Source organism: Pseudomonas sp. PA-5-4B, assembly GCF_021606215.1.
GTDB classification, from domain to species: domain Bacteria; phylum Pseudomonadota; class Gammaproteobacteria; order Pseudomonadales; family Pseudomonadaceae; genus Aquipseudomonas; species Aquipseudomonas edaphica.
This window is the reverse complement of the sequence record NZ_WKDB01000002.1, coordinates 147538-173021: the sequence shown is the minus strand read 5'-3', so window position 1 is coordinate 173021 and position 25484 is coordinate 147538. Positions and strand designations below refer to the sequence as shown.

Below are 25484 nucleotides of genomic sequence, written 5' to 3'. Positions count from 1 at the left end.
CCACGCTGAGCGTGGGAACGATCGTGGATGTCAGACCTTCTTGTACAGCTGACTGCCTTCCTGCTTGAACCGCTCCGCCTGCTCGGCCAAGCCCTTGGCCACGTCCACATCCACCGCTTCAATGCGTTGGTTGGCGGCGTACTCGCGTACTTCCTGGGTAATCTTCATCGAGCAGAATTTCGGCCCGCACATCGAACAGAAGTGCGCGACCTTGGCCGAGTCCTTCGGCAAGGTTTCATCGTGATACGAACGCGCGGTGTCAGGGTCCAGGCCGAGGTTGAACTGGTCTTCCCAGCGGAACTCGAAGCGCGCCTTGCTCAAGGCGTTGTCACGAATCTGCGCGCCCGGATGCCCCTTGGCCAAGTCCGCAGCGTGCGCGGCGATCTTGTAGGTGATGATCCCGGTCTTCACGTCATCCTTGTTCGGCAAACCCAAGTGTTCCTTGGGCGTGACATAGCAGAGCATGGCGCAACCGAACCAGCCGATCATCGCCGCACCGATACCCGAGGTGATGTGGTCGTAGCCCGGTGCGATGTCGGTGGTCAGCGGGCCGAGGGTGTAGAACGGCGCCTCGTCGCAGCATTCGAGCTGCTTGTCCATGTTCTCCTTGATCAACTGCATCGGCACGTGGCCCGGGCCTTCGATCATGGTTTGCACGTCGTGCTTCCAGGCGATTTTGGTCAGCTCGCCGAGAGTTTCCAGTTCGCCGAATTGCGCAGCATCGTTGGCGTCGGCAATCGAGCCTGGACGCAAGCCGTCGCCAAGGGAGAAGCTGACGTCATAGGCCTTCATGATTTCGCAGATTTCGTCGAAATGCGTGTAGGTAAAGTTCTCTTTGTGGTGCGCCAGGCACCACTTGGCCATGATCGAACCGCCACGGGACACGATGCCGGTCACGCGTTTGGCAGTCAGCGGCACATAACGCAGCAGCACGCCTGCGTGGATGGTGAAGTAGTCGACGCCCTGCTCGGCCTGTTCGATCAGGGTGTCGCGGAACAGCTCCCACGTCAGGTCTTCGGCGGCGCCGCCGACTTTTTCCAAGGCTTGATAGATCGGAACGGTGCCAATCGGCACCGGCGAGTTGCGGATGATCCACTCGCGGGTTTCGTGGATGTGCTTGCCAGTGGACAGGTCCATCACCGTGTCCGAACCCCAGCGAATGCCCCAGGTCAGTTTCGCCACTTCTTCTTCAATGGACGAACCCAACGCACTGTTGCCGATATTGCCGTTGATCTTCACCAGGAAGTTACGGCCGATGATCATTGGCTCCAGTTCGGTGTGGTTGATGTTGGCCGGGATAATCGCGCGGCCACGGGCGATTTCTTCGCGCACAAACTCAGGCGTGATGATTTTCGGCACGCTGGCGCCGAAGCTGTGACCGGCGTGCTGCTGGTCGAGCAGGCCACTGGCACGGGCTTCTTCAAGCTTCATGTTTTCGCGGATGGCGACGTATTCCATCTCGGCGGTAATGATGCCTTTGCGCGCGTAGTGCATCTGCGTGACGTTGGCACCTGCCTTGGCGCGGCGCGGGTTCTTCACGTGGGCAAAGCGCAGTGCGGTGAGCTCAGCATCGCTGAGGCGCTGTTGGCCAAAGTGCGAACTCAGGCCGGACAGGCGCTCGGTGTCGCCGCGCACTTCGATCCACGGCGAACGCACATCACCCAGGCCTTTGCGCACGTCAATGATGACGTTGGGGTCGGTGTACGGGCCGGAGGTGTCGTACACCACCACCGGTGCGTTGATTTCACCGCCGAAATCGGTGGGCGTCACGTCCAGGCTGATTTCACGCATCGGCACACGAATGTCCGGGCGAGTGCCTTGCACGTAGATTTTTTGCGAGCGGGTAAACGGCTGCACGGAGCCGGAGTCGACTTTGGCCGATTCACTCAGGTGCACGGTATTTTTTAATTTTTGGCTTTTTAATTCAGTGCTCATCACGGGCTCTCCAACTTATCCAGGCGGTGGATTTTTGTCGGGTCGAACCTGTGACGGATGGACGCACTGAAACCAGTGCTGTGCAAGGCACGAGGGCTGTTCGATTGTCGAACAACATCCCGGACGAAGCACAAGAGGACTCGCCGGGTGACGAGAAATCTTGTTCCCTACGCAGGCGTTAACCTGATCAGGTTCAACGGGATCCGGTATTTACCGATCTCAGCCTTCCAACAAGGCACCCCGACAAGAACGCGGCCAGTCTAGACCATGGTGTGGGCAAATTGCCAATAGCGGTGTATTCAGCGTGATGAATGGCGTGATTGCGGGATTGTTGCGCGGGGTCAGCGCCACTACACTCGGGCGTCGTCACAATGCTTGACGCCAGGAATGGCCAGCCTTAGCCTTGGGCGCTTAATTACAGTCGTAATATTCACACTAGGGATCGCCTCATGCTGCGCAAACTCTCACTGGCTCTTGCCGTGTCTTGTGCGACCAATGGAATGGTCTGGGCAGCTGAAGCGCCCTTGTCCGCCAAAACCGACTTGGTCAGCGTCTACCAGGAAGCGGTGAACAACAACGCCGACCTGGCCGCCGCCCGCGCTCAATATGGCGCGCAAAAAGAAGTGGTGCCCCAGGCTCGCGCCGGTTTGCTGCCGAACCTGTCGGCCGGCGCCGACAGCAATAACGTGCGCACCCAGATCGACCAACCGGCAGCCACCGTCAACCGTGACGCGCACTCCTGGCGTGCAACCTTGAGCCAGCCGCTGTTCCGCGCTGATCGCTGGTTCCAGCTGCAAGCCGCCGAAGCCGTCAACGAACAAGCTTCGCTGCAACTCTCGGCGACTGAACAGAACCTGATCCTGCAAAGCGCCGAAAGCTACTTCGCCGTGCTGCGCGCCCAGGACAACCTGGCGTCGACCAAGGCCGAAGAAAACGCCTTCAAGCGCCAGCTCGACCAGTCCAACGAACGCTTTGATGTAGGCCTGTCGGACAAGACCGACGTGCTGCAATCCCAGGCCAGCTACGACACAGCCCGCGCCAACCGCATCGTCGCCCAACGCCAGGTGGACGACGCCTTTGAGGCGCTGATCACGCTGACCAACCGCCAATACAACGCGATCCAGGGCATCGTGCACACGCTGCCGGTGCTGCCACCGGCGCCGAATGACGCCAAATCCTGGGTCGAAACCGCCGGCCGCCAAAACTTGAACTTGCTGGCCAGCAACTACGCCGTGACCGCTGCCGAAGAAACCCTGCGCCAGCGCAAGGCCGGCCACTTGCCGACCCTCGACGCCGTGGCGCAATACGAAAAAGGCGACAACGACGCGCTGGGTTTCAGCAACCCGAACCAATTGCCCGTGCCGTACGGTGGTGATGTGTCTCAGCGCACCATCGGCCTGCGCCTGAATATCCCGATCTACAGCGGCGGTTTGACCAGCTCGCAAGTGCGCGAATCCTATTCACGCCTCGACCAGACTGAACAGCAACGCGAAGGCCTGCGCCGCCAGGTGGTGGAAAACACCCGTAATCTGCACCGCGCGGTGAACACCGATGTGGAACAGGTGCAGGCGCGCCGCCAGTCGATCATCTCCAACCAGAGCGCGGTGGAAGCCACGGAAATCGGCTATCAAGTGGGTACGCGCAATATCGTCGATGTGCTGGATTCACAACGCCAGCTGTACTCGTCGGTGCGCAACTACAACAACAGCCGCTACGACTACATCCTCGACAACCTGCGCTTGAAGCAGGCGGCGGGCACGCTCAGCCCTGGGGATTTACAGGACCTGACGCGTTACCTCAAGGCTGACTACAACCCGGACAAGGATTTTCTGCCGCCGGATCTGGCCAAGGCCGCCGCCGAGCAGCTCAAAGCCCGCCCCGGGTATTAACAACACAGCAAAACCAATGTGGGAGCTGGCTTGTGTGGGAGCTGGCTTGCCTGCGATGCAGGCAACTCGGTACATCAGACATGCCCAGCTGATGCTATCGCAGGCAAGCCAGCTCCCACATTTTGGTCCGTGTTGGTTCAGTGATTGAGCAGTTTGTCCAAACCGTCCAGTAAGCGTTTCAGCGCACCCTGGTTGGCCTGCATCACCTTCAATCCCGCCTCTGCCATCTTGCGCGCATCCTGCGGCAGTTCGAACAACTGCCGCACGGCTTCTGCCAAGCCTTGCGCATCATCCACCTCACGCAACGCCCCGGCCTCACGCATCATCGCGCTGATTTCGAGGAAGTTGAACAGGTGCGGCCCCATGATCACAGGCTTGGCCAGCGCCGCCGGTTCCAGCGGGTTGTGGCCGCCGGTAGGCACCAGGCTGCCGCCGACGAAGGCGCTGTCGGCAAGGGCGTAAAGGAATAGCAGCTCGCCCATGGTGTCACCGAGCAGCACGGAGGTCTGCGCCGTCACCGGTTCAGTGCTGGAGCGGCGCACCGTGGCAAAGCCTTGTTGCTCGCACAACTCGAACATCGGCCCGAAGCGCTCCTGATGACGCGGCACCAGAATCAGCAGCGCGTTGGGGTAACTTTCGAGCAGTTGGCGATGGGCGGCCAGCACCACTTCATCCTCGCCTTCGTGGGTGCTGGCGGCGATCCACACCGGGCGCTCGGTGGCGCCCCATTGCTCGCGCAAGGCGGCGGCACGCACCGGCAGTTGCGGATCGATGGTCAGGTCGAACTTGATCGAGCCGGTGACTTCAACGGTTTGTGGTCGTGCGCCCAGGCTCAAAAAACGCTGGGCTTCGGTTTTTGTCTGCACCGCAAACAGGCTCATCTCGGCCAGCATCGGCGCGGTCAGCTTGGCGAAGCGCGCATAACCTTTGGCCGAACGCGCCGACAGCCGCGCATTGGCCAGCGCTACCGGAATACCACGCTGAGCGCAGGCGTGGATGTGGTTGGGCCACAGCTCGGTTTCCATGATCACGGCGAGCCTGGGCTGCACACGATCAAGAAAGCGCTTGGCGGCGCAAGGCAAGTCATAGGGCAAGTAGCAGTGCTGAATGCGCGGTTCATTGGCGAACAGCGCCTGGATACGCTCCGAGCCGGTGGGCGTCATGCAGGTAACGGTAATCGGCAGCGTCGGGTGGCGCTCCATCAACCCGCGAATCATCGGCGCGGCCGCGATGCTTTCGCCCACCGACACCGCATGCACCCAGATCCCGCCCGGCTGCATCACCGGCAGGCCATAGGAAAACCGCTCGCCGATACGTTTTGCATACGCCGGCGCCTTGCGCGCGCGCAGCCACAGACGTAAAGCCACCAACGGCAGCGCCAGGTAAAACAGACAGCTGTAGAGAGTTCTATTCATGGCGGCGGAGTTTATCGGCTTTTTCAGTCGATCGCCTGCAAGCACTCGGCAAATCGCTCGGTCAGGAAGCGTGCGGCCGGGCCCAGGTGCTCGTCGCGGCGCCAGACCAGCTCCACCACCAGCGCCGGCGGCGTCCATTCGCTGTCCAGCTCGACCATCTGCTGTTGATAGGCCGGGTACTGCACGATGTGCCGAGGCAGCCAGGCCCAGCCCAGGCCACTCATCAACCATTCGGCCAATACGTAGAAGCTGTCGGCACGCCACACCAGGGGGCTCGCGGCTTCACTGCCGGGGTACACGCTGGTCTGGGTCGACATCAGCAGTTGCCGGAACTGCGCCAGGCGCTGGCAAGTCACGTATTTGTCCTGGGCCAGCGGATGATTCACGCCGCACACCGTGACCATTTCCACGCTGCCCACCACCCGCCGCTCAAGCGCTTCGGGGATCTGGTCGTGATAGAACAGCAAACCCAGGTCGGCCTTGCGCTCCACCAGCTTGCGCGCCACATCGCCTTGCGCGGCGCTGGAAAGTTGTACTTCCAGCAGCGGGTATTGCCGGGCCAACGCTTCAAGGCTGTCGAGCACCGGCTGAAATAACATGGCTTCGTCCTGGGCCAGGCGCAGGCAGGCTTCTTCACCACGGGTCAGCGACAACGCCCGACCATTGAGCCGTTCACATTGGCGCAGCACCTCACGCGCTTCTTCCAGCAACACACTGCCGGCTTCAGTCAGACGGGGCTGACGGCCGCTGCTGCGCTCGAACAGGCTAAGCCCAAGGTCCGCTTCCAGCAGGGCAATTGCGTTACTCACCGCCGATTGCGCCTTGCGCTGCCCACGCGCCACCGCCGAAAACGAGCGCTGCTCGGCGACGCTGACAAACAGGCGCATCTGTTCCAGGTTCCATTGCACGCTCATGACTCAACCCATCTTTAAATCGGATAGGTAATGACTTTATCTCATCTCGCGAAGGGTTAAAATGCGGACCTAATCAAGCACGTATCACACCGAGGATTCCCCCATGAATGTTGCCTACGTTTACCTGGCCATTGCCATTTGCTCGGAAGTGATCGCGACCGTTTCCATGAAAGCCGTCAAGGGCTTGAGCACGCCGATTCCGCTGTTGCTGATGATTGTGGGGTATGGCGTGGCCTTCTGGATGCTCACGCTGGTGGTGCGCACGGTGCCGGTGGGCATCGCCTATGCGGTCTGGGCCGGACTGGGCATTGTAATGGTCAGTATCGCCGCGCTGTTTATCTACGGACAGAAGCTGGATGTACCGGCAATGCTGGGCATGGGCCTGATTGTGCTGGGCGTGGTGGTGATTCAACTGTTCTCGAAAACCGCCGGGCACTGACCGCCACGCTACAGCCTGTATACTGCGCCTCTTGTCTTGAACACTGAGGTCGCCGATGCCATCCGTTATTTCCACCGACGTTCTGATTGTCGGCGCCGGGGTTGCCGGCCTCTGGCTTAACGCACGCCTGCGCCGCCAGGGGTTTTCCACGGTGGTGGTGGAAAGCGCTACCTTGGGCGGCGGGCAAAGCGTGAAGTCCCAAGGTATCATTCACGGCGGCGCGAAATACGCCCTGCACGGCGCCCTCACCGGCGCGTCCGAAGCCATTGCCGACATGCCGCGCCGCTGGCGCGAAGCCCTGGCGGGTAACGGCGAGCTGGACCTGACCGGCGTGCGCTTGCTCTCCGAAGCCCATTACCTGTGGTCGCCCGGCACGATCGCCGGCAACCTCACCAGCTTCTTCGCCAGTAAAGCCGTGCGTGGCCGCGTCGATCAGGTCAAGGGCGACGAATTGCCGCCAGCCCTGCAGGACCGTCGCTTCAAGGGCAAAGTCTATCGCCTGGCCGAACTGGTCATCGATGTGCCCAGCCTGATCGAACGCCTGGCGCAATTGGCCGGCGACGGCTTGCTCGCCGGGCAACACATCGAACCGCTGCTTGAAGGCGATACCTTGGTGGGCCTGAAGGTCGATGGCCGCGAGATCCGCGCCCAGCGCATCGTGCTGAGTGCCGGTGGCGGCACCGCTGAGTTACTGACGGCCCTGGGCCTCAGCCAGCCCGCCATGCAAACCCGCCCATTGCATATGATCATCGCCAAAGGCCCGGGCCTGAAGCCGCTGTATGCGCACTGCCTGGGCGGCGGCACCAAGCCGCGCCTTACCATCACCACTCACCCGGCTGCCGACGGCAACTGGGTGTGGTACATGGGCGGCGATATCGCCGAGGCGGATGGCGTGGCCCGCACACCACAAGAACAGATCGCCACTGCGCAAAAAGAGCTGGCGCAGTTACTGCCGTGGATCGACATGAGCCAGACCCAATGGGCCACCCTGCGTGTCGACCGTGCCGAGCCGCTGCAATCGGGCCTGAGCCGCCCCGACAATGCCTTCCTCGCCGAACAGGGCCGCTTGCTGGTGGGCTGGCCGACCAAACTGGCGCTGGCACCGGACTTCGCCGATCGTGTACTCAACGCCCTGGAACGCGACGGCATTCGTCCAAGCGCCAGCGACGCGCTGCCCGAGCTGCCAAAACCGGCCCTCGGCCAACCTGCCTGGGAGCAACTGTTGCCATGAGCCTGCCAACCCTGCACGACCTGTATCGACCACTGGGCAGCACCGGCCTGCTGGTCTCGCCGCTGGGCCTGGGCACCGTCAAGCTGGGCCGTGATCAAGGGGTGAAATACCCCAACGGCTTCCAGATTCCCAATGACGACGAAGCACGGATGTTATTGCGCCAGGCCCAGCAATTGGGCATGAACCTGATCGACACCGCGCCGGCTTACGGGCGCAGTGAGGAGCGCCTGGGGCCACTGCTACGCGGCCAGCGCAACGACTGGGTGATTGTCAGCAAGGTCGGCGAAGAGTTTGCCGACGGCGTGTCCCATCACAATTTCAGTGCCGCGCATACGCGCATGTCCATTGAGCGCAGTTTGAAACGACTTGAAACGGATTTCATCGATCTGGTGCTGGTGCATTCTGATGGCAATGACCTGCATATCCTCAATGATTGCGAGGTGTACGAGACCCTGGCGCAGCTGAAAAAAGAGGGCAAGATCCGTGGTTTCGGCTTCTCCGGCAAAACCGTCGAAGGTGGCGTGAAGGCTCTGGAACAAGGTGATTGCGCGATGGTCACCTACAATCTGAATGAACAGGCCGAGAAAGCCGTGATCGATTACGCCGCCGCCCACGGCAAAGGCATCCTGGTGAAAAAGGCTCTGGCCAGCGGCCACGTGTGCCTTGAGCCAGGAATGGATCCAATTCATGCCAGTTTCATGCTGTTGTTTGCGCAAACGGGCGTCGCCAGTGCTATTGTCGGGACCATTAATCCGCTGCACCTGGCCCACAACGTGGCGACCGCTGCCCAGGTCATTCGTCAACTCTGATGCCGCCCACGCGGCCGACCCCGTCGCAAGAAGGAGCCGACATGCCGCGAACGCTGATTAGAAAAAACCCCAGTAACTTCAAGACACTGCCGCTGCACGTCGAAGCCACCCCCGAAGGCCTGAGTTACCAGAGCGTGGGCATGCCGCTCAACTTCGCCCAGACCCTGCAACGGCGCAAGCCGGTGGAGGTGGCAAACCCTGAACGTTTCGCCCTGGAACTGGCCAACCTCGGCGTGTCGGTGCGCCTGACCCTGCATTGGCAGAACAAGGATTACTGGGTACTGGTGCGCCAGCGCCGCCAGGACCGTGGCGACGTGGTGCTCAAGCTGATCTCCGGCTACGTACCCGCCCACGAACTGAACCTGCCACTGCACACCGCTATCCAGGAAATTGCCGAAGAATGCCTGCTGGAGACGCCCGAAGGCTGGCTGGGCGGGCGCTTCAATGACACCTGGCTGCCCGCGCCCTACTCCGCCGCGCTGCATTACCGTGAAGCCCTGCCGTTTCGCTTGAGCCCGCTGTCCGGCGCCGCTCGCCCGGTGCGCTGCGCCACCATGCAACTGATCGAGCGCCCACGGGCGTATGTGCATCTGCCGACGGCGTCGCTGCAATTGATTTATGACTTGCGCCTTGAAGTCCCCAAGGAAGCCAAGTCCTTGAGCCTGTTCCATGTGGATGAGCGCCTCGAAGGCGACCAGTTGGTGGCACGCCTGGACCGTCAGCGGCCCGACCTGTACCTGATGCCGTTGAAGGACGGCCAGCCGCTGGCAGAGTTGTACACCGTAAAGAAAGACCAGCTATACCCGGCCAGCACACGCGGCTTGTACCTGGCGGAAAGCTTCGCCCAGCAGGAAGGCTGGCTGGTGCGCGATGAGCGCATTCGCTGGAAGGATTGGCTGCGCCAACAAGGCCTGGCGGAGCCTGAGAAGGAGTCGAAGTTGAAGCGATTGGCGCAACGGGTGCTGCGCAAGATCGTGCCGAAGAAAAAGGCCAAAGGCTGACGCAAATCCAATGTGGGAGCTGGCTTGTGTGGGAGCCAGCTCCCACACAAGCCAGCTCCCACAGATGACCGAGGTCAGCCGTTAAGCAAGCGCTCCAGGCCGACCTTCAGCGGCGTCGGCTCCGGCAGCGTAAAGCTCGCCAACAGGCGCTGGTTATTCGCCCGCGAATGGCGGATATCACCCGAGCGCGCCGGCCCGTAAGTGATCACCGGCAACTGCCCCACCACCTCTTCCAGCGCCTGAAGCACCTGCTTGAGCGTGGTCGTGCGGTTCCATCCCACGTTGATCGCACCCAGTGGCGCTTCGGGCGCTTCGATGGCCTGGACCAGCACATCCACCAGGTCTTCCACGTACATGAAATCCCGGGTTTGCTCGCCGTCGCCAAACACGCTGATCGGCACACCCTGCTGCACACGCTCGCTGAAGATACTGATCACGCCGGAATACGGCGATGACGGATCCTGGCGTGGCCCGAAAATGTTGAAGAAACGGAAAATCACCGGTTCCAGGCCATGCTGGCGGCGATAGAAATCAAAGTAGTGCTCACCCGCCAACTTGTCCGACGCGTAAGGCGTCAGCGGCGCCTTGGTGGTGTCTTCGTCAATCGAAGCACCCTCGCCGTTGTTGCCATACACCGCCGCGCTGGAGGCAAACACCACGCGCTTCACGCCAGCCTTGCGCATGGCTTCGCAGACATTCAGGGTGCCGACGAAATTGCTCTGGTGCGTGCTCACCGGATCATCCACCGAGGCCTGCACTGAAGCCACAGCAGCCAGGTGCACGACGGCGGCGGCGCCGACGGCGGCTTGCGCCACCAGCTCGGCATTGGCGACATTACCTTCAATCAGTTGTACGCGCGGGTTATCCAGCGGCAAATTGCTGCGTTTGCCGGTGGACAAGTCATCCAGCACCCGCACGGCATAGCCTTTGGCAAGTAGCGCATCGACCAGGTGCGAGCCGATAAAGCCGGCACCTCCGGTGATCAACACCCACTTTTCAGCATTACTCATTGTTGCGGATCTTCTCGACAATGGCTGTGGTCGAGCTGTTCTCAACCAACCCCAGCACTTTGACCGTACCACCGTAAGCGCTGACGATATCGGCGCCTACGACTTGATCGACGGAGTAGTCGCCACCCTTGACCAACACGTCCGGCTTGACCTGGGCCAGCAGGTTTTCCGGGGTGCCTTCAGAGAAGCTGATCACCCAGTCGACTGCGCCGAGACCTGCCAATACGGCCATACGCCGGTCAACACTGTTGATCGGACGGCCAGGCCCCTTCAAGCGGCTGACGGAGGCATCGTCGTTGACCGCGACGATCAGGCGGTCGCCTTGGGCGCGCGCCTGTTCCAGATAAGTCACGTGGCCAGCATGCAGGATGTCGAAGCAGCCGTTGGTGAACACGATGCTTTCTTTGTGGGCACGGGCGTCGTCAATGGCCAGCAGCAATTGCTCGATACCCAGCACGCCGCGCTCCGAGCCTTCGGAACGCTGGATCGCCCGGCGCAGCTCGGGTGCGCTGATAGCCGCGGTACCCAGTTTGCCCACCACAATACCCGCCGCCAGGTTGGCCAGGGCCACGGCGTGGGGCAGTTCTTCACCCGCCGCAATCGAGGCGGCCAGGGTGGAGATGACGGTGTCACCGGCACCGGTGACGTCGAACACTTCACGGGCACGGGCCGGCAGGTGCATCGCCGGGTGGTCCGGGCGCAGCAGGGTCATGCCGTGCTCGCCACGGGTCACCAGCAAGGCGCCCAGGTCGAGGTCGGCCATCAGCGCCGCGCCTTTGGTCACCAGCTCATGCTCATCGGCGCAACCGCCGACAATGGCTTCGAACTCACTGAGGTTTGGCGTGATCAGGCTGGCGCCCCGATAAATCGAAAAGTCCTTGCCCTTGGGATCGGCCAATACCGGAATGCCGCGGGCCTTGGCGGCCTGGATCAGCATCTGGTGGTTTTTCAAGGCGCCTTTGCCGTAGTCGGACAACACCAGCACCTTGATACCTTCGAGCAGCGCGTCGACCTGGCCGCTGAGGGCCAGGGCGTCGGTGGCGAAGGGTTCTTCGAAATCGATACGCAGCAATTGCTGGTGACGGCTCATGACCCGCAGCTTGACGATGGTCGGCTGATGGGCAATGCGCTGGAACAGCGCGCGCACACCGGCACCGCGCAGGCTGTTGGCCAGGCTGTCGGCGGCTTCGTCGTCGCCGGTCACACCCACCAGGGAGGCCGGGGCGCCGAGGGCGGCAATATTGAGGGCAACGTTGGCAGCGCCACCTGGACGGTCTTCGATTTGCTCGACCTTGACTACCGGTACCGGTGCCTCAGGGGAAATCCGTGAGGTACCGCCATGCCAGTAACGGTCGAGCATGACATCGCCGACCACCAAGACAGGGGCTTGATCGAATCGCGGCATGGACAACTTCATGGAGCAACCCACATACAAAATGAACAGGGGCGCGATATTAGCACAGGGTTATGGGAGGCTTGTGGAGGGTGTGCACAGAAGATCCCGGGGAACCTTTGTGGCGAGGGAGCTTGCTCCCGCTGGAGTGCGAAGCACTCCTGAATGCGGCACCGCGTTTTAACAGAGAAACACAGTGTTGTTCTGGGGCGACTACGTCGCCCAGCGGGAGCAAGCTCCCTCGCCACAAGAGCCCGCTCCCACAAGGTTTAGGTGATGTCGGCCGGCACCGGGGCATCCAGGCCCATGGCATGCAGGCGGGCGTAGTAGCCGTTCTGGGCCAGCAGCTCGGCGTGGCTGCCGCGCTCGACGATCCGACCGTCGTCCATCACCAGGATCAGGTCGGCCTTCTCGATGGTGGACAGGCGGTGGGCAATTACCAGGGTCGTGCGACCCTGCATGACCTTGTCCAGGGCCGCCTGAATGTGGCGCTCGGATTCGGTGTCGAGCGCCGAGGTGGCCTCGTCGAGAATCAGCAGTGGCGCGTTCTTCAGCAGGGCCCGGGCAATGGCCAGGCGCTGGCGTTGGCCGCCGGACAGCAGCACGCCGTTCTCGCCCACCTGGGTATCGAAGCCTTTCGGCAACTGGTCGATGAAATCCTTGGCGTAAGCATCCGCCGCCGCCGCTTCAACGTCGGCCCGTGGCGCGCCGGCCAGGTCGCCGTAGGCGATGTTGTTGGTCACGGTGTCGCTGAACAGCGTGACATGCTGGGTTACCTGGGCAATATGCTTGCGCAGGTTAAGCAGCTTGTAGTCTTCGACCTCTACGCCGTCGAGCAGGATTTCGCCGCTTTCGTGGTGGTAGAAACGCGGGATCAGGCTGGCCAGTGTGGACTTGCCGCTGCCGGAACGGCCGACCAGGGCGATCATCTGCCCGGGCTCTGCGGTGAAGGTGATGTCCTTGAGCACATGGCGCTCGGTGCCTGGGTAGGTGAAGTTCAGGTTGCGCACTTCCAGGCGGCCACTGACCTTGTCGCGCTCGACGCTGCCGCGGTCGACTTCCTGCTCTTCGTCCAACTGTTCGAAAATGCTTTCAGCACCGGCCACGCCTTTCTGGATGGTCGAGCTGACTTCCGACAGTTGGCGGATCGGCTTGGGCAACAGCCCGGCCAACGTGATGTAAGCCACCATGTCACCGGCCGACGCGTCACCGCGAAGGTAGAGCACCAGGAACATCAGCACCGCCATGGCGGTATAGATCACCAACTGCAGCAACGGAGTGTAGATGGCCCCGGTGCGGGTCATGCGCAGTTGCTTGTCGGTGTTGCCCTGGCTGGCCTTGAAGAAGCGTTTCTCCTCGTAGACTTCACCGCCGAAGCTGCGCACCACGCGATAGCCCTGGATGGTTTCCGAAGCCACGTGGGTCACATCGCCCATGGCCACCTGGATCTTCTTGCTCTGCTTGCGGAATTTCTTGCTGGCCGTGCTGACCATCACTGCAATCAACGGCAGGATGGCGATCATCACCAGCGTCAGGCGCCAGTTCATGAACAGCAGCGAGGCAAACAGGAAGATCACCGTCATGCCTTCGCGAATCACCACCTTGATGGCATCGGTGGCCGCCCCCGTAACCATGGTCACGTTGAAGGTGATGCGCGAAATCAGGTGCCCGGAGTTGTGGTTATCGAAATAACGGTTGGGCAGCGTCAGCAGGTTGTTGAACAGCTGCACACGCAAGTCGTGAACCAGGCCCAGGGAAACCTTGGCCAGCAAGTAGTTGCCCAGGAACGAACCCAGACCCTGCCAGGCGGCGATCAAAATGATCAGCAACGGCACGGCTTGCAACAATTTCATGTCACGCAGGAATGGGACGCTGGGGAACAGCACGGCGTCAGGATTGGATAGGCCGTCGACAAAGTACTTGAGGATGTACCCCAGCATAGGCTGGGTCGACGCGAAAATCAGAAATCCGACAATACTCAACGCGAACAAGCCGGCGTAAGGCTTAACGTACATGAGCAGGCGGAAGTATATTTTCAAGCTCGAAGGGCTTGCGCTCGGACTGGAGTCGGTCATATCACGCGGCGTTTTGAAAAAGGAGGCTGACTTTAGCACAGCTTCTCTGTTGTACTTGCACCCGGCGTGACCCGCGGCCCGGCTGGATCCAACGGGCGACATTATATAGCCACTGTCTTAACATGGTCGGCTTTCTCTATTCTGGAACGGCTTTACTGTATGCACTCCAAGCGCCTTACCTATGGCACAAATCGCGTTTTCGACTTCCTGGTCCTCTGGATTTTGCCCATTGGCTTATTGTTGCTTCTGAGTTCGCTGTTTTTCGTCAACAATCGCAATGTCATGCACCGCGGCTTCTATATTTTCTTTGCCCTGCCGGCCTTGCTCCTGCTGTGCCTGCGCCCACGTGAACTCAAAGAGTTACTACGCGAGCCGCTGGTGCTTGCCTTCACAGCATTTTGCGCATGGGCAATGATCACGGTGCTCTGGAGCCCGGAACCCACCGGCGACTCCAACCTGTTCAAGATCCCGTTGCAGACGTTCATGTTGTTTGCCGGCTGCGGGCTGCTGCTGCATTACCGCAATGACCTGTTCAAGCCGATCTTCTTCAGCGCCGCCGTGATTGCGCTGGTGGTGACGCTGTTAAACCTGGTGGCATTCGTCAAAGGCTTCGAGCCGAGCATGCGCATGATTGGCGGCCTTGGCGCCTTGGACAACCCGCTGCTCAGTTCCCACCTGTTCGGCTTTTTCTGCGTGTATTGGCTGTACCTCTGCGTCACCACCAAACGGCTACGGGTACTGTGGCTCAGCGCACCCGCCCTGGCGGTCATGACCCTGGCAATTCTAGCCACCGGTTCCAGGACGCCATTGGTTGCACTGGTGATAGCAGTCCTCTGGATGGGCCTGCTCAGCCGCAATCGGCGCTCGGCGCTGATGGTTGCCACCCTGGTGCTGGCGGCCGCCGGCTTGCTGCTGTTTTACCCGCAACAGATCACCGAGCGCGGCAGCTCATTCCGCTTCGAAATCTGGCAAATCATCCTCGACCGCATCGCCGATCATCCATGGTTTGGCCACAGCTACGACTCCGAACTGTATGTAAAACCTGCCAACTACGATTTTGAACCACTGCGCGAGCCCCACAGCTTTGCCTTGGGCGTGCTTTATTACGTCGGCATCATCGGCTTTATCCCGTGGATCTTCATGCTTGGCCGCGGGCTGTACGCAGGGCTCAAGGAGCGCGCGCAGCCGCTGTTTATCCTGACTTCCTCGCTGCTGGCCTACGGCATCGGCGCGGGGCTTACCGAAGGCGGTGGCATCTTGTCGCGGCCCAAGGAGCACTGGTTCCTGCTGTGGATCCCCCTCGCACTGATCGCCGGCCTGAGCATCGCCAAGCGTCGCCACAGCCTGCTGCGCATTGTGGTGAGCACGCCCAAGCCACAGGTGTTCAAAGCCCTGTGCGAAGGCGCGCATATCGTCGAGGAAGATGGCCTGGGGCCTAAAGTCCTGCGCCTGGGCAATGGCAGCTTCCTTAAGCTGTTCAGGGCTCGACGCTGGTACACCTCGGGCACATTCAACCCGTACTCGGAACGGTTTGCCTGCAACAGCGAACAGCTCCAGGCACTGGGCATTACAGCACCGCCGATCCTCGACCTGTACAGCCTGCGCGACGGCAGCACCGCCGTGCGTTACCAGCCACTGCCGGGCCTGACGTTGCGCCAGGCCTTGCAAAGCCTGGACAGCAGCCTGCGCGAATCGCTGATCGAACGGTTTGGGCGGTTTATGGCCCAACTGCACGAACGCGGTGTCTACTTCCGCTCCCTGCACCTGGGCAATGTGCTGCTGTTGGAAGACGGAGAGTTCGGCCTGATCGACGTGGCGGATATGCGCGTCTATCCGTCAGCGCTGCGCAACACGCTGCGCCAGCGCAACCTCAAGCATATGCAACGCTATTCGCAGGATCGCAATTGGTTGTTCGAAGCTCACTTCGAGCAATTGGCCAAGGGCTATGCCTCGGTGGCTTCGCCGCACGCCACGCAGAAAATCCGCGAACAGGTACTGACACTCGCCCGCCCGGCGGCCTGATGTGGGAGCTGGCTTGCCTGCGATGCAGACACCTCGGTACTTCTGATGCACCGAGGTGATGCTATCGCAGGCAAGCCAGCTCCCACCTTTGACCGAGTATGGCTCTGCTGTTGCTCTGGCCCTTACATCCTTTTCGATGACGAAGTCAGCGGTCTTTTGATCTGCGCTTTTGATCTTGATCTTGATCTGAAATCGCCCCGTCAAACACGATGGCCGCAATTCGACAGTGATTTGGGGGGTAAACCGGCAGGGATGCCGGTTTAGCCGCGCTGGGCCAAGGATGGCCCATCGCGGCGCCCCCCCCCCCAAATCACTGGCGGATTGCGGGCATGCCGAGCCATAGCGAGGCACCGAGTGTTGGGGCGAAGACTTTTTGGTTACTTTTGTCTGGGCCGGCATTCCGGTCTTTACAAAAGTGACCCGCTGTAAGAGCGGAACCAATAGAAGCCGTTACCGCAGCAACGGATATGTACACCAACAACCCGCCATCGCAGGCAAGCCAGCTCCCACATTTAGATTGCGGCACACCCAGTGAAGGTGTGCTGCTCTGATCTTGGTATCAGTCTTTTTCCAGCGGGGAAAAATACAGGCGGCCCAAGCCGCGCCACGTCTTCTTGTTCCAGGCCCGAAACGGGATCTGCGCCAGCAGCTCTCGCGCCAACGCACGGTTGCGGTTGGAGGTTTTGAGGAACATGGAGCTGAGGAACTTGTAACGCACCTCGTTGTACAGCGGGTGATCACTGAACAACGCGTAGGTGCGCAGGATATTATCGATCATGAATCGATGATTCTTGTACGAATTGGTCGCGTGCTTGCGGTAGCGCGCCATCACCACGTTCAAGCCATCAATAAAGTACCCGGCGTGGGTAATCTTCAGTTCGATCAGCAAATCTTCCAGACGAATCTGCGGGTCAAACCCACCGACCTTTTCCAGCGCTTCACGCCGGATCATCAGCGTAGGCGCTGGCGGGTAAGGTTTGCGCTCCAGGAACATATCGTCGAAATCCAGGCGTCGAAACGGCACGTCACGGCGCTGGCGCTTCTCCGGGAACAGCTCGCCCTGGGAGTCGATCAGCTCGATATTGCCCGCACAGATCCCCACCTCAGGCTTGCCATCCATATAGGCCACCTGGGTCGCAATGCGCTCGGGCATCATGATGTCGTCCGAACCGAACGGCACGATCAGCGGCCCCTGAGACCGGGCAATCGCACCATTGAGGGTGTTGGTCAGCCCCTGGTTCTGCTGCACACGAAAGTCGAACCTGTGTTGCTCCTGCAGGCGACGGATGCGCTCGACACTGTCGTCTGTCGAGCCATCGTCCACCACCAGCAGTTCGATGTTGGGATAGGTCTGGTTCAACACACTGAGGATACTTTCCTCAATGTAGGGCGCATGGTTATACGACGCAATGATCACCGTGACCAAAGGCTGACTCTGGCTCATACATTCTTCCCGCGTGCTTGAGCCAACCCTGAATCAATCAGCTCCAGGTATTCCTGACGGAATACCTCAATGTCGTGTTGCGCCTGAAGGTACTGGTAGGCCTGCTCGCCTTTTTGTGCGAGTGCCTCGTCGGACAGCGCCAGGTAAGTGTCCAGCGCCTCGGTCAGCTGGGGCACATTGGCCGGCTCAACCGCCAGGCCACCGGCGCCTTCGATCAACGGCAGCATGGCCGGTACGCTGGAGGCAATCACCGGCAGGCGACCGCTCATGCCTTCCAGCAGTGCCAGGCCCAGGCCTTCTGCGAGCGAAGGCATTGCCCAGATGTCAAAGGCACGCACGTATTGCAGGGCATTTTCCTTGAAGCCCAACAGGTGCACGCGTCCATCCAGGCCAAGGTTCTGGATTTGCGCGGCCAGGTTGGCCTCTTCGCGCCCGGCGCCAATGATGGCCAGTTGCGCGGTGGGGTATTTATCTTTCAGCGCCGCAAACGCCTGCAACAAATAGGTGTGGCCCTTGACCGGCACCAGCCGGCCCAAGGCGCCGATCAAGCGCACCGAAGGGTCGATGCCCAGCAACTCGCGCGCACGCGTGCGTGAATGCTGCAAGCCTTCGGCCTGCTCGATGTCGATGGCGTTGGTAATCGCGTAGGTATTCTGGTCGGTAAACCCGCACTGGCAATCGAGCAGGTACTGCTTGACCGCCGGCGACACGCCGACAAAGCGCCAGTGCGCGTCGATCCAGCGCTGCGCCTGCTTGCGGCGGTAGAGACGGTCATACTCGCCAAAACCGTGGGAGATGCCGATGCACAACGGGATCTTCAACCAACGGTTGAGCTGCAACATCATGTTGACCGGCTTGAAGCGGTTGCACACCACCACGTCGAACTGTTCGCGGCGGCAGAACTTATACAACTGCCACATGGCGCGCAGTCGCAAGCCTTTGAGTGACTTGTCGGAAAACTCGAAGTAGACCGACTTGGCAGCCCGGCTGACCGGTTCCCCAGGCGCTGGCTTGCCACGCAGGAACGCGGCGGTGACCTCATAGCGCTCGGCGGGCAATGCCTTGACGATCTGCTCGGCCAGGTCGGCAAAGTCATGGGATTTAACATTGTAGTCAGGCTGCAGTTGCAGGACCTTGAAACGCCGACTCATAACTCTCCTCGATGGAAACCTGTGGCATCAACCACCCAGGTTGTTTCAGCCGCCAGCGTCTCGACGTATTCGGCGTCAGGCTCCGGTAGCAACGGCCACTGATTACGCTTCCAGCAGACAAAATGGAAATACGGAAATTCCCGCTCACCATCCCTGTCGTTAGTCAGGCGGCCCTTGTTCCAGAACCACTGATGCGGGAAGCGATCACTGCCGTCGTGCCATTTGATCACACCACCGGGCGTACTGAACGCCTCGGTGAACTCACTGCGCCGACGCCATGGGTTGAACTTGCCGACCAGCTCAAACAACGGCTTCGGGAAGTTCTTGCGCCACAGGAAAATTCGACTGAATGCGCCTTCATCCAGCGCATGATGCGCCTGATCGGTAAAACGCGCTTCCCAATCCTTGATGTGCATGAACGCATGCCGCTTCCTGGGCGTGTTACGCATCAGGCACAAATGGCCGGCGACTCGTCGTTCATGAGTTGAAAACAAGTCATGGCTGGCCAACCGCTCGGCGGTGAAATACTCGCGCAGGTTGCCGTAGATCAGGTCCAGATCGCCAAACGCCCAGAAATCGTAACCGGTGAGGCGATCAGCGTGGATATGCCCCAACGCCGGCTTGATGTCGCACAGCTTGTACGGCGCCAGGGGTGCAAAATTGATGTACAGCCGCTGGGAAACCAGCGCGCAGTAATCGGCATAGGTGATGCTTTCGATGCGGACATTGTCCGGCACATTGGCCGGCATCGGGCAGTCGCTGAACAGCAACCAGTCGATGTCCGCGTTGTGACGGCAGCTTTCGAGAAAAAACGGCATCCAGAATGGCCAGCGGCCAAAGTAAGGAATAATGAAAAGGATGCGGGGGCACGAATTGCTCAAGGGGGACTCACTGTCATTTGGTACTGAGGCGCGCTGCGCGCCACCACGTTGCTTAACGTTACTTGTGCTTGATGAACCAAAAGAGTTCATGACGCCGAATGGCCTTGCGGAAAAACTCGTTCTCACCCCACGGTGAGACGGCCCTCCCCGCCAGCAGACGCTGTATGACTCGCCGCACCCGCCGCTTGAACGGCATCTGCGGTTGCAAGTCATGCATCATGCCCAGCGACATGGCCTTTTCACACTGCCGCTCCTCCGATACTGGCATGCAATATGGTTGCAAAATGTAAGTGGAGTCGAAGCATGGCGGCAAAGCGACACTATTGCCCGAATCCCCCATCGGCCAGCGGTCGTTGTCATGCAGATGGTTGGCGTAACCGAGCAAGGTCGTCGGCTGCCATTCCAGGCCCTGCAAGGCTTCCAATACAGCTTGCTGAGCGCAGATATGGTCAGGGTGCGGATCGATCACCGGATGCGGCAGCACAATGACCTCAGGACGTGCCATCAACAGCACGGCACGCAGGTCCGCCAGCAGGTTGTTCCAGGTCGGCTGGCCATCGGCGTCGGCGGGCAGCGGGAACGAGTTGAACTGGCGAAACAGGCGAATATCGCTCAACTCGGCTTCCCGCGACGCTATGGCACGCGCAGGCTCGGCCTTCATCGCCGCCAACTGCAGGCAAAAATACCCGAGCTGAACGCAGTGCTCTTGTGCCACGCCCGCCCAGCGCGGCACGGCGATACTGTCCCAGGCCCGCAGCCGGCCCTTGAGGCGCGCCGCTTCAGGCTTGCCCAGGCCCATGTGCTGATAATGCTCGGCTTCGATCTCCCCGGCGGTCAGTGTCACGATCCAGGGCTGTGCTGCCTGGCTGTACAGGCCAAAGGCGGCCAGTTCGGCATCGTCGGCATGCGGCGCAATCACCATCACCCGCTGCTGACGCACATCCGGCTGGCGGAACACCGACAGCACAGGCTCACCCTGTACCCGGCAAAACCGGCCACGCAACAGCAACTGCCCAGCCAGCAAGGCTTGCGCCTGACCCGTGAGATTGAGGTAGCGCAGGCCGTTGACGCCGCGTTCGAACACTTGGCGGTCGCCGCCCGGCAACGCAACATAGGGATCGATAAACCGCCCCAGCAGGTTGCTCTTGAGCCGCAGTGCGAGGATCAAGGTCTCATCACCCGCCAGCTCCAGCGTCTGGCCCAGCACCAGCCGGCCCTTGTCCAACGTCACCTTGGGCTGTTCGGTATCGGCGGCAAATTGATACTGATAGTCGTCCTTGGGCGAGTAAAACAGATGGTCGGCAAACCAGGCTTCATGGGCCACCCAGGCCAGCACCGCCAACAGCAGCGGCAACCACCAGGCCACCAGCACACCCACCGCAATCAGTACCAACAGGCTGACCAGCAGCCCGATGCGCTTATTGCGGCGATGGCGCTTGAGCAACGCCTGCTTGCGGCTGGTCGAAGTACTCATACGGTGAACACCGGCACGGGGTTGCACCAACGGTCCTTGTATTCGCGGTCGGCGCGACCGAACGAAAAGCGCAACGGCTTGCCGACTTCCCGCGCCTGTTCCCAGGCACTTTGCGTATTGAGGAAGCTCAGCACGCTGCCGGGGCTGAACGCGCGGGTTTCGGGGTCTACGCCGCCATTGATGTACTCGACGCTGACCCACTGCGGCGCTTCAACGCGATACACCAATTGCACAGCAATCGGCGCATCGTTAAGAAAAATCACCGAACCGATCAGCCACTCACGCAGCAGCTCGATCACCTGCGCCATATGCGCGGCACCGGTGGCCGCGAAGCCCCAGCGGCGCTGGAACAGGTCGCAGTAGATCGCCGCCAGCTCGGCGCTGGAGAAGTCCTGCACCGGCCGCACCACACCGCCCGCCTCTTCCAGCAGGCGCAATTCACGGCGCTGGTTATAGCGAAACTTTTTCGACAGTTCTTCAGGCGTGCGCGCCATGGCCAACTGTTCGGCCTGGAGTTTGATGCCGGCAAAGCGGCCTTCATTCAGGGCCGACAGGTAACGCGCGCGATGGCGCAGCGGCGCCTGGGCATCGGCAGCGGCGGGCAGGATCAACTCGGCGTTGCCGAGGTCGAACAAGCCTTTTTTACCATTGCGCTTGAGCACGTCTTTGGACAACGCCAGGTCGCGCCCCCAGGTCGCAATACACGCTTTAAGCTCACCGCTTTGCTCCCAGGCCAAATAGCGCACCGGAATTTCGGCCAGCCCGGCCAGACGCTCGACCACCTGCGGATGGGTGGCGACACTGCCGCCAAAACGCTGCCAGGCGTCGCTGTAGGTCGGCGCGTCAACGACCGACCAACCGCGCTCGCGAAAGCCTTGGAATCGATTGAGCATCAAGCCCTCGCGGTCAGTTCGGTGACAGCAGGCAACTGCCAGAAGGTATCGCGCACGGCCTGATCCGAAAACCGTTGGTGCAGGCGCTCAAGCATCATCTCGGCGCACTGCTGGTGCTGCTGACGATCCATCGCGGCCAAATGCCGAAGGCCCTGCCCCAAGTGCTCGGCATCGCCAAACGGAAACAGGATGCCCACGCCTTCAACCACTTCCTTGGCGCCGCCGCAAGACGTGGCGAGCAGCGGCACGCCAGCGGCCATGGCCTCCAGCAGCACCATGCCGAACGGCTCATGGTCGGAGCTCAGGGCAAAGACGTCGAATGCACGGAAATACCGGCGCGCATCCGGCACCTGGCCGAGGAACAGCACCTGCTCGGCAATGCCCAGTTCGCGCGCCAGAGACTTAAGGTCTTGCTCCAGGCGGCCGGTGCCGAGGATCGCCAACCGGCTCTGCGCCGGCAAATGCGGCAAGGCCAAGGCAAAGCCTTTGAGCAAGGTGGCTTGGTCCTTGTCCGGGTGCAGGCGGCCGACGTTGCCGACCACCCACTCATCCGGCGACAGCCCCAAGGCATCGCGCGCCTCATCGGCCGACACCTGCAACGCTTGCATGGCCTGGACATCGATGCGGTTATACAAGGTCTGGATACGTGCCGCCGGCCAGGCCGGCAGGCAGCGGCGCATATCATCACGCACCGCGTCAGATACACCGAGCAGGCTCAGGCGCTTGCTGAAAATCGAGGCAAACAGCTTGCGGCTGCGGCGCTGATAATCACCAAAAGCGTGATGTACGCCGATCACTGGCAGGCGCGTACCGAGCAAGGCGATGTAGATCGGCTTGAAGCGGTGGGCAATACAGAAACTGAAGTTGCGCGACGCGGCGATTTTGCGCAATTCACGGATGGCGCCCAGCTTGAGGCCACGAATGGCCTTGGAGCTGAACTCCATGAACAGCACTTCATCAGAGGCGCAACCGGCGGCCACATCGGGGTCGGCGACCCCGGTGAGAAACACCGTGGTCACCTTGTAGCCTGTGCCTGCGAACAGGCTGGCGTACTGCCGCGCGCAGTCCAGGAACGGCCCGTCATAGCCGTGGCAGAACTGCAGGACGTGGCGCTCAGCCGACCGAGTCATAAGGGTCCACGCCGTCTTTGACGACCAGGATGTCTTCCATGATCAGGTACTGCAGGTCGGAGCCGAAGAACATGTTCAGCGCGTCGGTTGGCGAGCAGATCATCGCTTCGCCACGGCGGTTGAGCGAGGTGTTCAGCGACACGCCGTTGCCGGTCAATACTTCCAGCTCTTTCATCATGTCGTAGTAACGCGGGTTGTATTCGCGCTTGAGCACCTGGGCGCGGGAGGTGCCATCTTCATGGACCACTTCCGGTACGCGGGTTTTCCACTCTTCGGACACTTCAAAGGTGAAGGTCATGAACGGCGCCGGGTGATCGACCTTGATCATCTGTGGGGCCACGGTGTCGAGCATCGACGGGCAGAAAGGCCTCCAGCGCTCGCGGAACTTGATCTGGTGGTTGATGCGGTCGGCCACGCCGGTCGCGCTTGGGCAACCGATGATCGAACGACCGCCCAACGCACGCGGGCCGAACTCCATGCGGCCCTGGAACCAGGCCACCGGGTTGCCGTCGACCATGATCTTGGCGATGCGCTTGGGCATGTTTTCGATCTTGCGCCACACCGGCTTGCTTTCGTGTTTGGCGCACGCGGCAATCACGTCTTCATTGCTGTAGGACGGGCCGAGATAGACGTGTTCCATCTTCTCCACCGGCACGCCACGGGCGTGGGACACATAGGCCGCCGCGCCAACCGCGGTGCCGGCATCGCCGGACGCCGGCTGCACGAACAGCTCTTTAACGTCATCGCGGGCAATGATCTTCTGGTTCAGCTTGACGTTCAGCGCGCAACCACCGGCGAACGCCAGCTTGCCGGTGTCCTTGAGGATGTCGCCCAGGTAATGGTCGATCATCTGCAAGGCCAGCTTCTCGAACAGCGCCTGCATGCTGGCTGCGTAGTGGATGTACGGCTCGTCGGCGATGTCGCCTTCGCGCTTTGGACCCAGCCACTCGATCAGTTTTGGCGAGAAGTAGAAACCCTTGCCCTTCTCTTTATAACGACGCAGGCCGATGACGTTGGCGTAGTCGGTGTTGATCACCAACTCGCCGTTTTCAAATGAGGCCAGGCGCGAGAAATCGTATTTGCTGGCGTCGCCATACGGCGCCATGCCCATGACCTTGAACTCGCCGTCAAGCATCTCGAAACCGAGGAACTCGGTGATCGCGCCATACAGGCCGCCCAGGGAGTCCGGGTCGTAGAATTCCTTGATCTTGTGGATCTTGCCGTTTTCGCCATAGCCAAAGAACGTGGTGGCGTACTCACCTTTACCGTCGATGCCCAGGATCGCGGTTTTTTCCTGGAAACCCGAGCAGTGGTAGGCGCTGGAAGCGTGGGCCAGGTGGTGTTCAACCGGTTCGATCTTGATTTTCTTCGGATCGAAGCCCAACTGCTCCAGGCACCAGACGATCTTGTTGCGATAGCGCTTGTAGCGACGGTTGCCCATCAGGATCGCGTCAAGGGCGCGGTCCGGGGCGTACCAGTAACGCTTGGCGTAGTGCCAGCGCGCCTCGCCGAACAGGCTGATCGGGGCGAACGGGATCGCCACCACGTCAACGTCGGAAGGCTTGATGCCGGCTTGTTCCAGGCAGAACTTCGCCGATTCGTAGGGCATGCGGTTCTTTGCATGTTTGTCGCGTACGAAGCGCTCTTCTTCGGCGGCCGCGATCAGCTTGCCGTCGATATACAGCGCTGCGGAAGGATCATGGCTAAGGGCGCCGGACAGGCCAAGAATCGTCAATGCCACTGGGGTCTAGCCTCTTTTAGTCTGCATGCAGGCGGGTTGCGCCTGAAAAAAGTGTGCCTCCCGCCTGAGCGAGAAACAGCTAAAGGGCGGGATTATAGCGTAAAAGAGCCAGGAAGCTGTTAGCTGCGAGGGACTAGCGAAGCTCAATGCTGCCATCGACATTTTGCTGGTAGATCGTGTAGGGCAAGATGAGCGTATCCAGAACAGCGGAGAGAGGCACATCGATAAAAGCCCATGGCACGTCGTTCAACGCGATCCCGCTTGCGGAATTCGGCGGCCCATGCAGTACGCAGAGGTCATAGACCACCCCGCTGTAGATACGCGGAACAGACTGACAATAGGTTTTTTTCGCCTTGAGCGTTCGAACCGTGTCGCCATCCTCACGGAACGCCGTGGTCACGGTGCCGCAGCCGCCCAGAACCAGAAACCCGCCTATCAAGACCCACAGGCTCGCTTTTTTGCCTTTCATGGTTGCCTCTAATCGTTGGAAAGGCGAGAACCTACCATTATGGCCGGCGACTGACAGATAACTCGAAGCTCAAAACGGCGTAGGAGTCTTCTTCTTCGGCAAAAGCAGGAGGGAGCCGTTAAACTCGCGCTTTTCTTGCGCCGACGTCTATCCCTTGCGTCGCGCCAC

Annotated in this window: 20 protein-coding genes and 1 riboswitch; of the genes, 6 read left to right on the top strand and 14 right to left on the bottom strand. The window is 60.8% G+C overall.

Translation table 11 applies throughout. From position 1 onward, the window contains the following. Positions 1-30: 30 nt before the first annotated feature. On the bottom strand, positions 31-1935 hold the full coding sequence (gene thiC, locus GIW28_RS02650; protein WP_138453474.1) for a phosphomethylpyrimidine synthase ThiC: 1905 nt from the start codon (positions 1933-1935) through the stop codon (positions 31-33). A gap of 147 nt (positions 1936-2082) precedes the next feature. Beyond that, positions 2083-2188: riboswitch (TPP riboswitch) on the bottom strand. 196 nt (positions 2189-2384) lie between these two features. On the opposite strand from thiC, the gene GIW28_RS02645 reads away from it, so the two are divergent. Further along, on the top strand, positions 2385-3824 hold the full coding sequence (locus GIW28_RS02645) for a TolC family outer membrane protein (protein WP_026013800.1): 1440 nt from the start codon (positions 2385-2387) through the stop codon (positions 3822-3824). 137 nt (positions 3825-3961) lie between these two features. Here GIW28_RS02645 and waaA read toward each other — a convergent pair whose 3' ends face one another. Together waaA and GIW28_RS02635 are read right to left on the bottom strand one after the other, a co-directional pair. Then, positions 3962-5239 (bottom strand): lipid IV(A) 3-deoxy-D-manno-octulosonic acid transferase, encoded by a 1278-nt coding sequence (waaA, locus tag GIW28_RS02640; protein ID WP_017138491.1) that lies wholly within the window; start codon positions 5237-5239, stop codon positions 3962-3964. 23 nt (positions 5240-5262) lie between these two features. Further along, positions 5263-6153 (bottom strand): LysR family transcriptional regulator, encoded by an 891-nt coding sequence (locus tag GIW28_RS02635; RefSeq protein WP_017138492.1) that lies wholly within the window; start codon positions 6151-6153, stop codon positions 5263-5265. Positions 6154-6256: 103 nt separating this feature from the next. On the opposite strand from GIW28_RS02635, the gene GIW28_RS02630 reads away from it, so the two are divergent. Genes GIW28_RS02630 through GIW28_RS02615 form a run of 4 tightly spaced genes read left to right on the top strand, consistent with a single transcriptional unit; the run spans position 6257 to position 9633 of the window. After that, positions 6257-6592, top strand: a complete 336-nt coding sequence (locus GIW28_RS02630) for a DMT family transporter (protein WP_017138493.1) — start codon at positions 6257-6259, stop codon at positions 6590-6592. A 55-nt stretch (positions 6593-6647) separates the two neighbouring features. Further along, complete coding sequence (locus tag GIW28_RS02625; protein WP_169986541.1) at positions 6648-7823, top strand: NAD(P)/FAD-dependent oxidoreductase; 1176 nt, start codon at positions 6648-6650, stop codon at positions 7821-7823. Then, on the top strand, positions 7820-8632 hold the full coding sequence (locus tag GIW28_RS02620) for an aldo/keto reductase (protein WP_236445734.1): 813 nt from the start codon (positions 7820-7822) through the stop codon (positions 8630-8632). Before GIW28_RS02625 ends, GIW28_RS02620 begins: the two co-directional genes overlap by 4 nt. Before the next feature lie 41 nt (positions 8633-8673). Next, complete coding sequence (locus GIW28_RS02615; protein ID WP_017138496.1) at positions 8674-9633, top strand: hypothetical protein; 960 nt, start codon at positions 8674-8676, stop codon at positions 9631-9633. Between the two features lie 74 nt (positions 9634-9707). Here the strand turns inward: GIW28_RS02615 and GIW28_RS02610 are convergent, their stop codons facing one another. The 3 genes from GIW28_RS02610 to msbA form a co-directional block, all read right to left on the bottom strand. After that, positions 9708-10643, bottom strand: coding sequence for an NAD-dependent epimerase/dehydratase family protein (locus GIW28_RS02610; RefSeq protein ID WP_176991752.1), 936 nt, complete (start codon positions 10641-10643; stop codon positions 9708-9710). Beyond that, positions 10636-12060, bottom strand: a complete 1425-nt coding sequence (gene hldE / locus GIW28_RS02605; RefSeq protein ID WP_017138498.1) for a bifunctional D-glycero-beta-D-manno-heptose-7-phosphate kinase/D-glycero-beta-D-manno-heptose 1-phosphate adenylyltransferase HldE — start codon at positions 12058-12060, stop codon at positions 10636-10638. Before hldE ends, GIW28_RS02610 begins: the two co-directional genes overlap by 8 nt. Before the next feature lie 245 nt (positions 12061-12305). Continuing rightward, positions 12306-14111 (bottom strand): lipid A export permease/ATP-binding protein MsbA, encoded by a 1806-nt coding sequence (gene msbA / locus GIW28_RS02600; RefSeq protein WP_017138499.1) that lies wholly within the window; start codon positions 14109-14111, stop codon positions 12306-12308. A 159-nt stretch (positions 14112-14270) separates the two neighbouring features. On the opposite strand from msbA, the gene GIW28_RS02595 reads away from it, so the two are divergent. Further along, positions 14271-16133 carry a bifunctional O-antigen ligase/aminoglycoside phosphotransferase family protein gene (locus tag GIW28_RS02595; protein WP_236445736.1) on the top strand — a complete coding sequence of 621 codons (1863 nt, stop codon included), beginning with the start codon at positions 14271-14273 and terminating at the stop codon, positions 16131-16133. 559 nt (positions 16134-16692) lie between these two features. On the opposite strand, the gene GIW28_RS02590 is transcribed toward GIW28_RS02595, so the two are convergent. The 8 genes from GIW28_RS02590 to GIW28_RS02555 all read right to left on the bottom strand — a co-directional run bounded on the left by GIW28_RS02590 (position 16693) and on the right by GIW28_RS02555 (position 25316). Then, positions 16693-17577 (bottom strand): glycosyltransferase, encoded by an 885-nt coding sequence (locus GIW28_RS02590; protein ID WP_099548082.1) that lies wholly within the window; start codon positions 17575-17577, stop codon positions 16693-16695. Then, positions 17574-18728, bottom strand: a complete 1155-nt coding sequence (locus tag GIW28_RS02585; RefSeq protein ID WP_236445738.1) for a glycosyltransferase family 4 protein — start codon at positions 18726-18728, stop codon at positions 17574-17576. The genes GIW28_RS02590 and GIW28_RS02585 overlap by 4 nt, the downstream gene beginning before the upstream one ends. Beyond that, positions 18725-19609, bottom strand: a complete 885-nt coding sequence (locus tag GIW28_RS02580) for a DUF6625 family protein (protein WP_236445739.1) — start codon at positions 19607-19609, stop codon at positions 18725-18727. The genes GIW28_RS02585 and GIW28_RS02580 overlap by 4 nt, the downstream gene beginning before the upstream one ends. 58 nt (positions 19610-19667) lie before the next feature. Further along, positions 19668-21083, bottom strand: a complete 1416-nt coding sequence (locus tag GIW28_RS02575) for a PIG-L family deacetylase (RefSeq protein WP_236445741.1) — start codon at positions 21081-21083, stop codon at positions 19668-19670. Next, positions 21080-21976 carry an antimicrobial resistance protein Mig-14 gene (locus tag GIW28_RS02570; protein WP_017138505.1) on the bottom strand — a complete coding sequence of 299 codons (897 nt, stop codon included), beginning with the start codon at positions 21974-21976 and terminating at the stop codon, positions 21080-21082. The genes GIW28_RS02575 and GIW28_RS02570 overlap by 4 nt, the downstream gene beginning before the upstream one ends. Next, complete coding sequence (locus tag GIW28_RS02565) at positions 21976-23106, bottom strand: glycosyltransferase (protein WP_056860561.1); 1131 nt, start codon at positions 23104-23106, stop codon at positions 21976-21978. Before GIW28_RS02565 ends, GIW28_RS02570 begins: the two co-directional genes overlap by 1 nt. After that, positions 23090-24847 carry a carbamoyltransferase family protein gene (locus GIW28_RS02560; RefSeq protein WP_017138507.1) on the bottom strand — a complete coding sequence of 586 codons (1758 nt, stop codon included), beginning with the start codon at positions 24845-24847 and terminating at the stop codon, positions 23090-23092. The genes GIW28_RS02565 and GIW28_RS02560 overlap by 17 nt, the downstream gene beginning before the upstream one ends. Positions 24848-24980: 133 nt before the next feature. Beyond that, complete coding sequence (locus tag GIW28_RS02555; RefSeq protein WP_099548079.1) at positions 24981-25316, bottom strand: YceK/YidQ family lipoprotein; 336 nt, start codon at positions 25314-25316, stop codon at positions 24981-24983. Positions 25317-25484: the final 168 nt, after the last annotated feature.

Excerpts from the sequence above, each read along its gene's own strand:
- thiC (WP_138453474.1), bottom strand. The coding sequence starts at position 1,935 with ATGAGCACTGAATTAAAAAGCCAAAAATTAAAAAATACCGTGCACCTG.
- GIW28_RS02645 (WP_026013800.1), top strand. The coding sequence starts at position 2,385 with ATGCTGCGCAAACTCTCACTGGCTCTTGCCGTGTCTTGTGCGACCAAT.
- waaA (WP_017138491.1), bottom strand. The coding sequence starts at position 5,239 with ATGAATAGAACTCTCTACAGCTGTCTGTTTTACCTGGCGCTGCCGTTG.
- GIW28_RS02635 (WP_017138492.1), bottom strand. The coding sequence starts at position 6,153 with ATGAGCGTGCAATGGAACCTGGAACAGATGCGCCTGTTTGTCAGCGTC.
- GIW28_RS02630 (WP_017138493.1), top strand. The coding sequence starts at position 6,257 with ATGAATGTTGCCTACGTTTACCTGGCCATTGCCATTTGCTCGGAAGTG.
- GIW28_RS02625 (WP_169986541.1), top strand. The coding sequence starts at position 6,648 with ATGCCATCCGTTATTTCCACCGACGTTCTGATTGTCGGCGCCGGGGTT.
- GIW28_RS02620 (WP_236445734.1), top strand. The coding sequence starts at position 7,820 with ATGAGCCTGCCAACCCTGCACGACCTGTATCGACCACTGGGCAGCACC.
- GIW28_RS02615 (WP_017138496.1), top strand. The coding sequence starts at position 8,674 with ATGCCGCGAACGCTGATTAGAAAAAACCCCAGTAACTTCAAGACACTG.
- GIW28_RS02610 (WP_176991752.1), bottom strand. The coding sequence starts at position 10,643 with ATGAGTAATGCTGAAAAGTGGGTGTTGATCACCGGAGGTGCCGGCTTT.
- hldE (WP_017138498.1), bottom strand. The coding sequence starts at position 12,060 with ATGAAGTTGTCCATGCCGCGATTCGATCAAGCCCCTGTCTTGGTGGTC.
- msbA (WP_017138499.1), bottom strand. The coding sequence starts at position 14,111 with ATGACCGACTCCAGTCCGAGCGCAAGCCCTTCGAGCTTGAAAATATAC.
- GIW28_RS02595 (WP_236445736.1), top strand. The coding sequence starts at position 14,271 with ATGCACTCCAAGCGCCTTACCTATGGCACAAATCGCGTTTTCGACTTC.
- GIW28_RS02590 (WP_099548082.1), bottom strand. The coding sequence starts at position 17,577 with ATGAGCCAGAGTCAGCCTTTGGTCACGGTGATCATTGCGTCGTATAAC.
- GIW28_RS02585 (WP_236445738.1), bottom strand. The coding sequence starts at position 18,728 with ATGAGTCGGCGTTTCAAGGTCCTGCAACTGCAGCCTGACTACAATGTT.
- GIW28_RS02575 (WP_236445741.1), bottom strand. The coding sequence starts at position 21,083 with ATGAGTACTTCGACCAGCCGCAAGCAGGCGTTGCTCAAGCGCCATCGC.
- GIW28_RS02570 (WP_017138505.1), bottom strand. The coding sequence starts at position 21,976 with ATGCTCAATCGATTCCAAGGCTTTCGCGAGCGCGGTTGGTCGGTCGTT.
- GIW28_RS02565 (WP_056860561.1), bottom strand. The coding sequence starts at position 23,106 with ATGACTCGGTCGGCTGAGCGCCACGTCCTGCAGTTCTGCCACGGCTAT.
- GIW28_RS02555 (WP_099548079.1), bottom strand. The coding sequence starts at position 25,316 with ATGAAAGGCAAAAAAGCGAGCCTGTGGGTCTTGATAGGCGGGTTTCTG.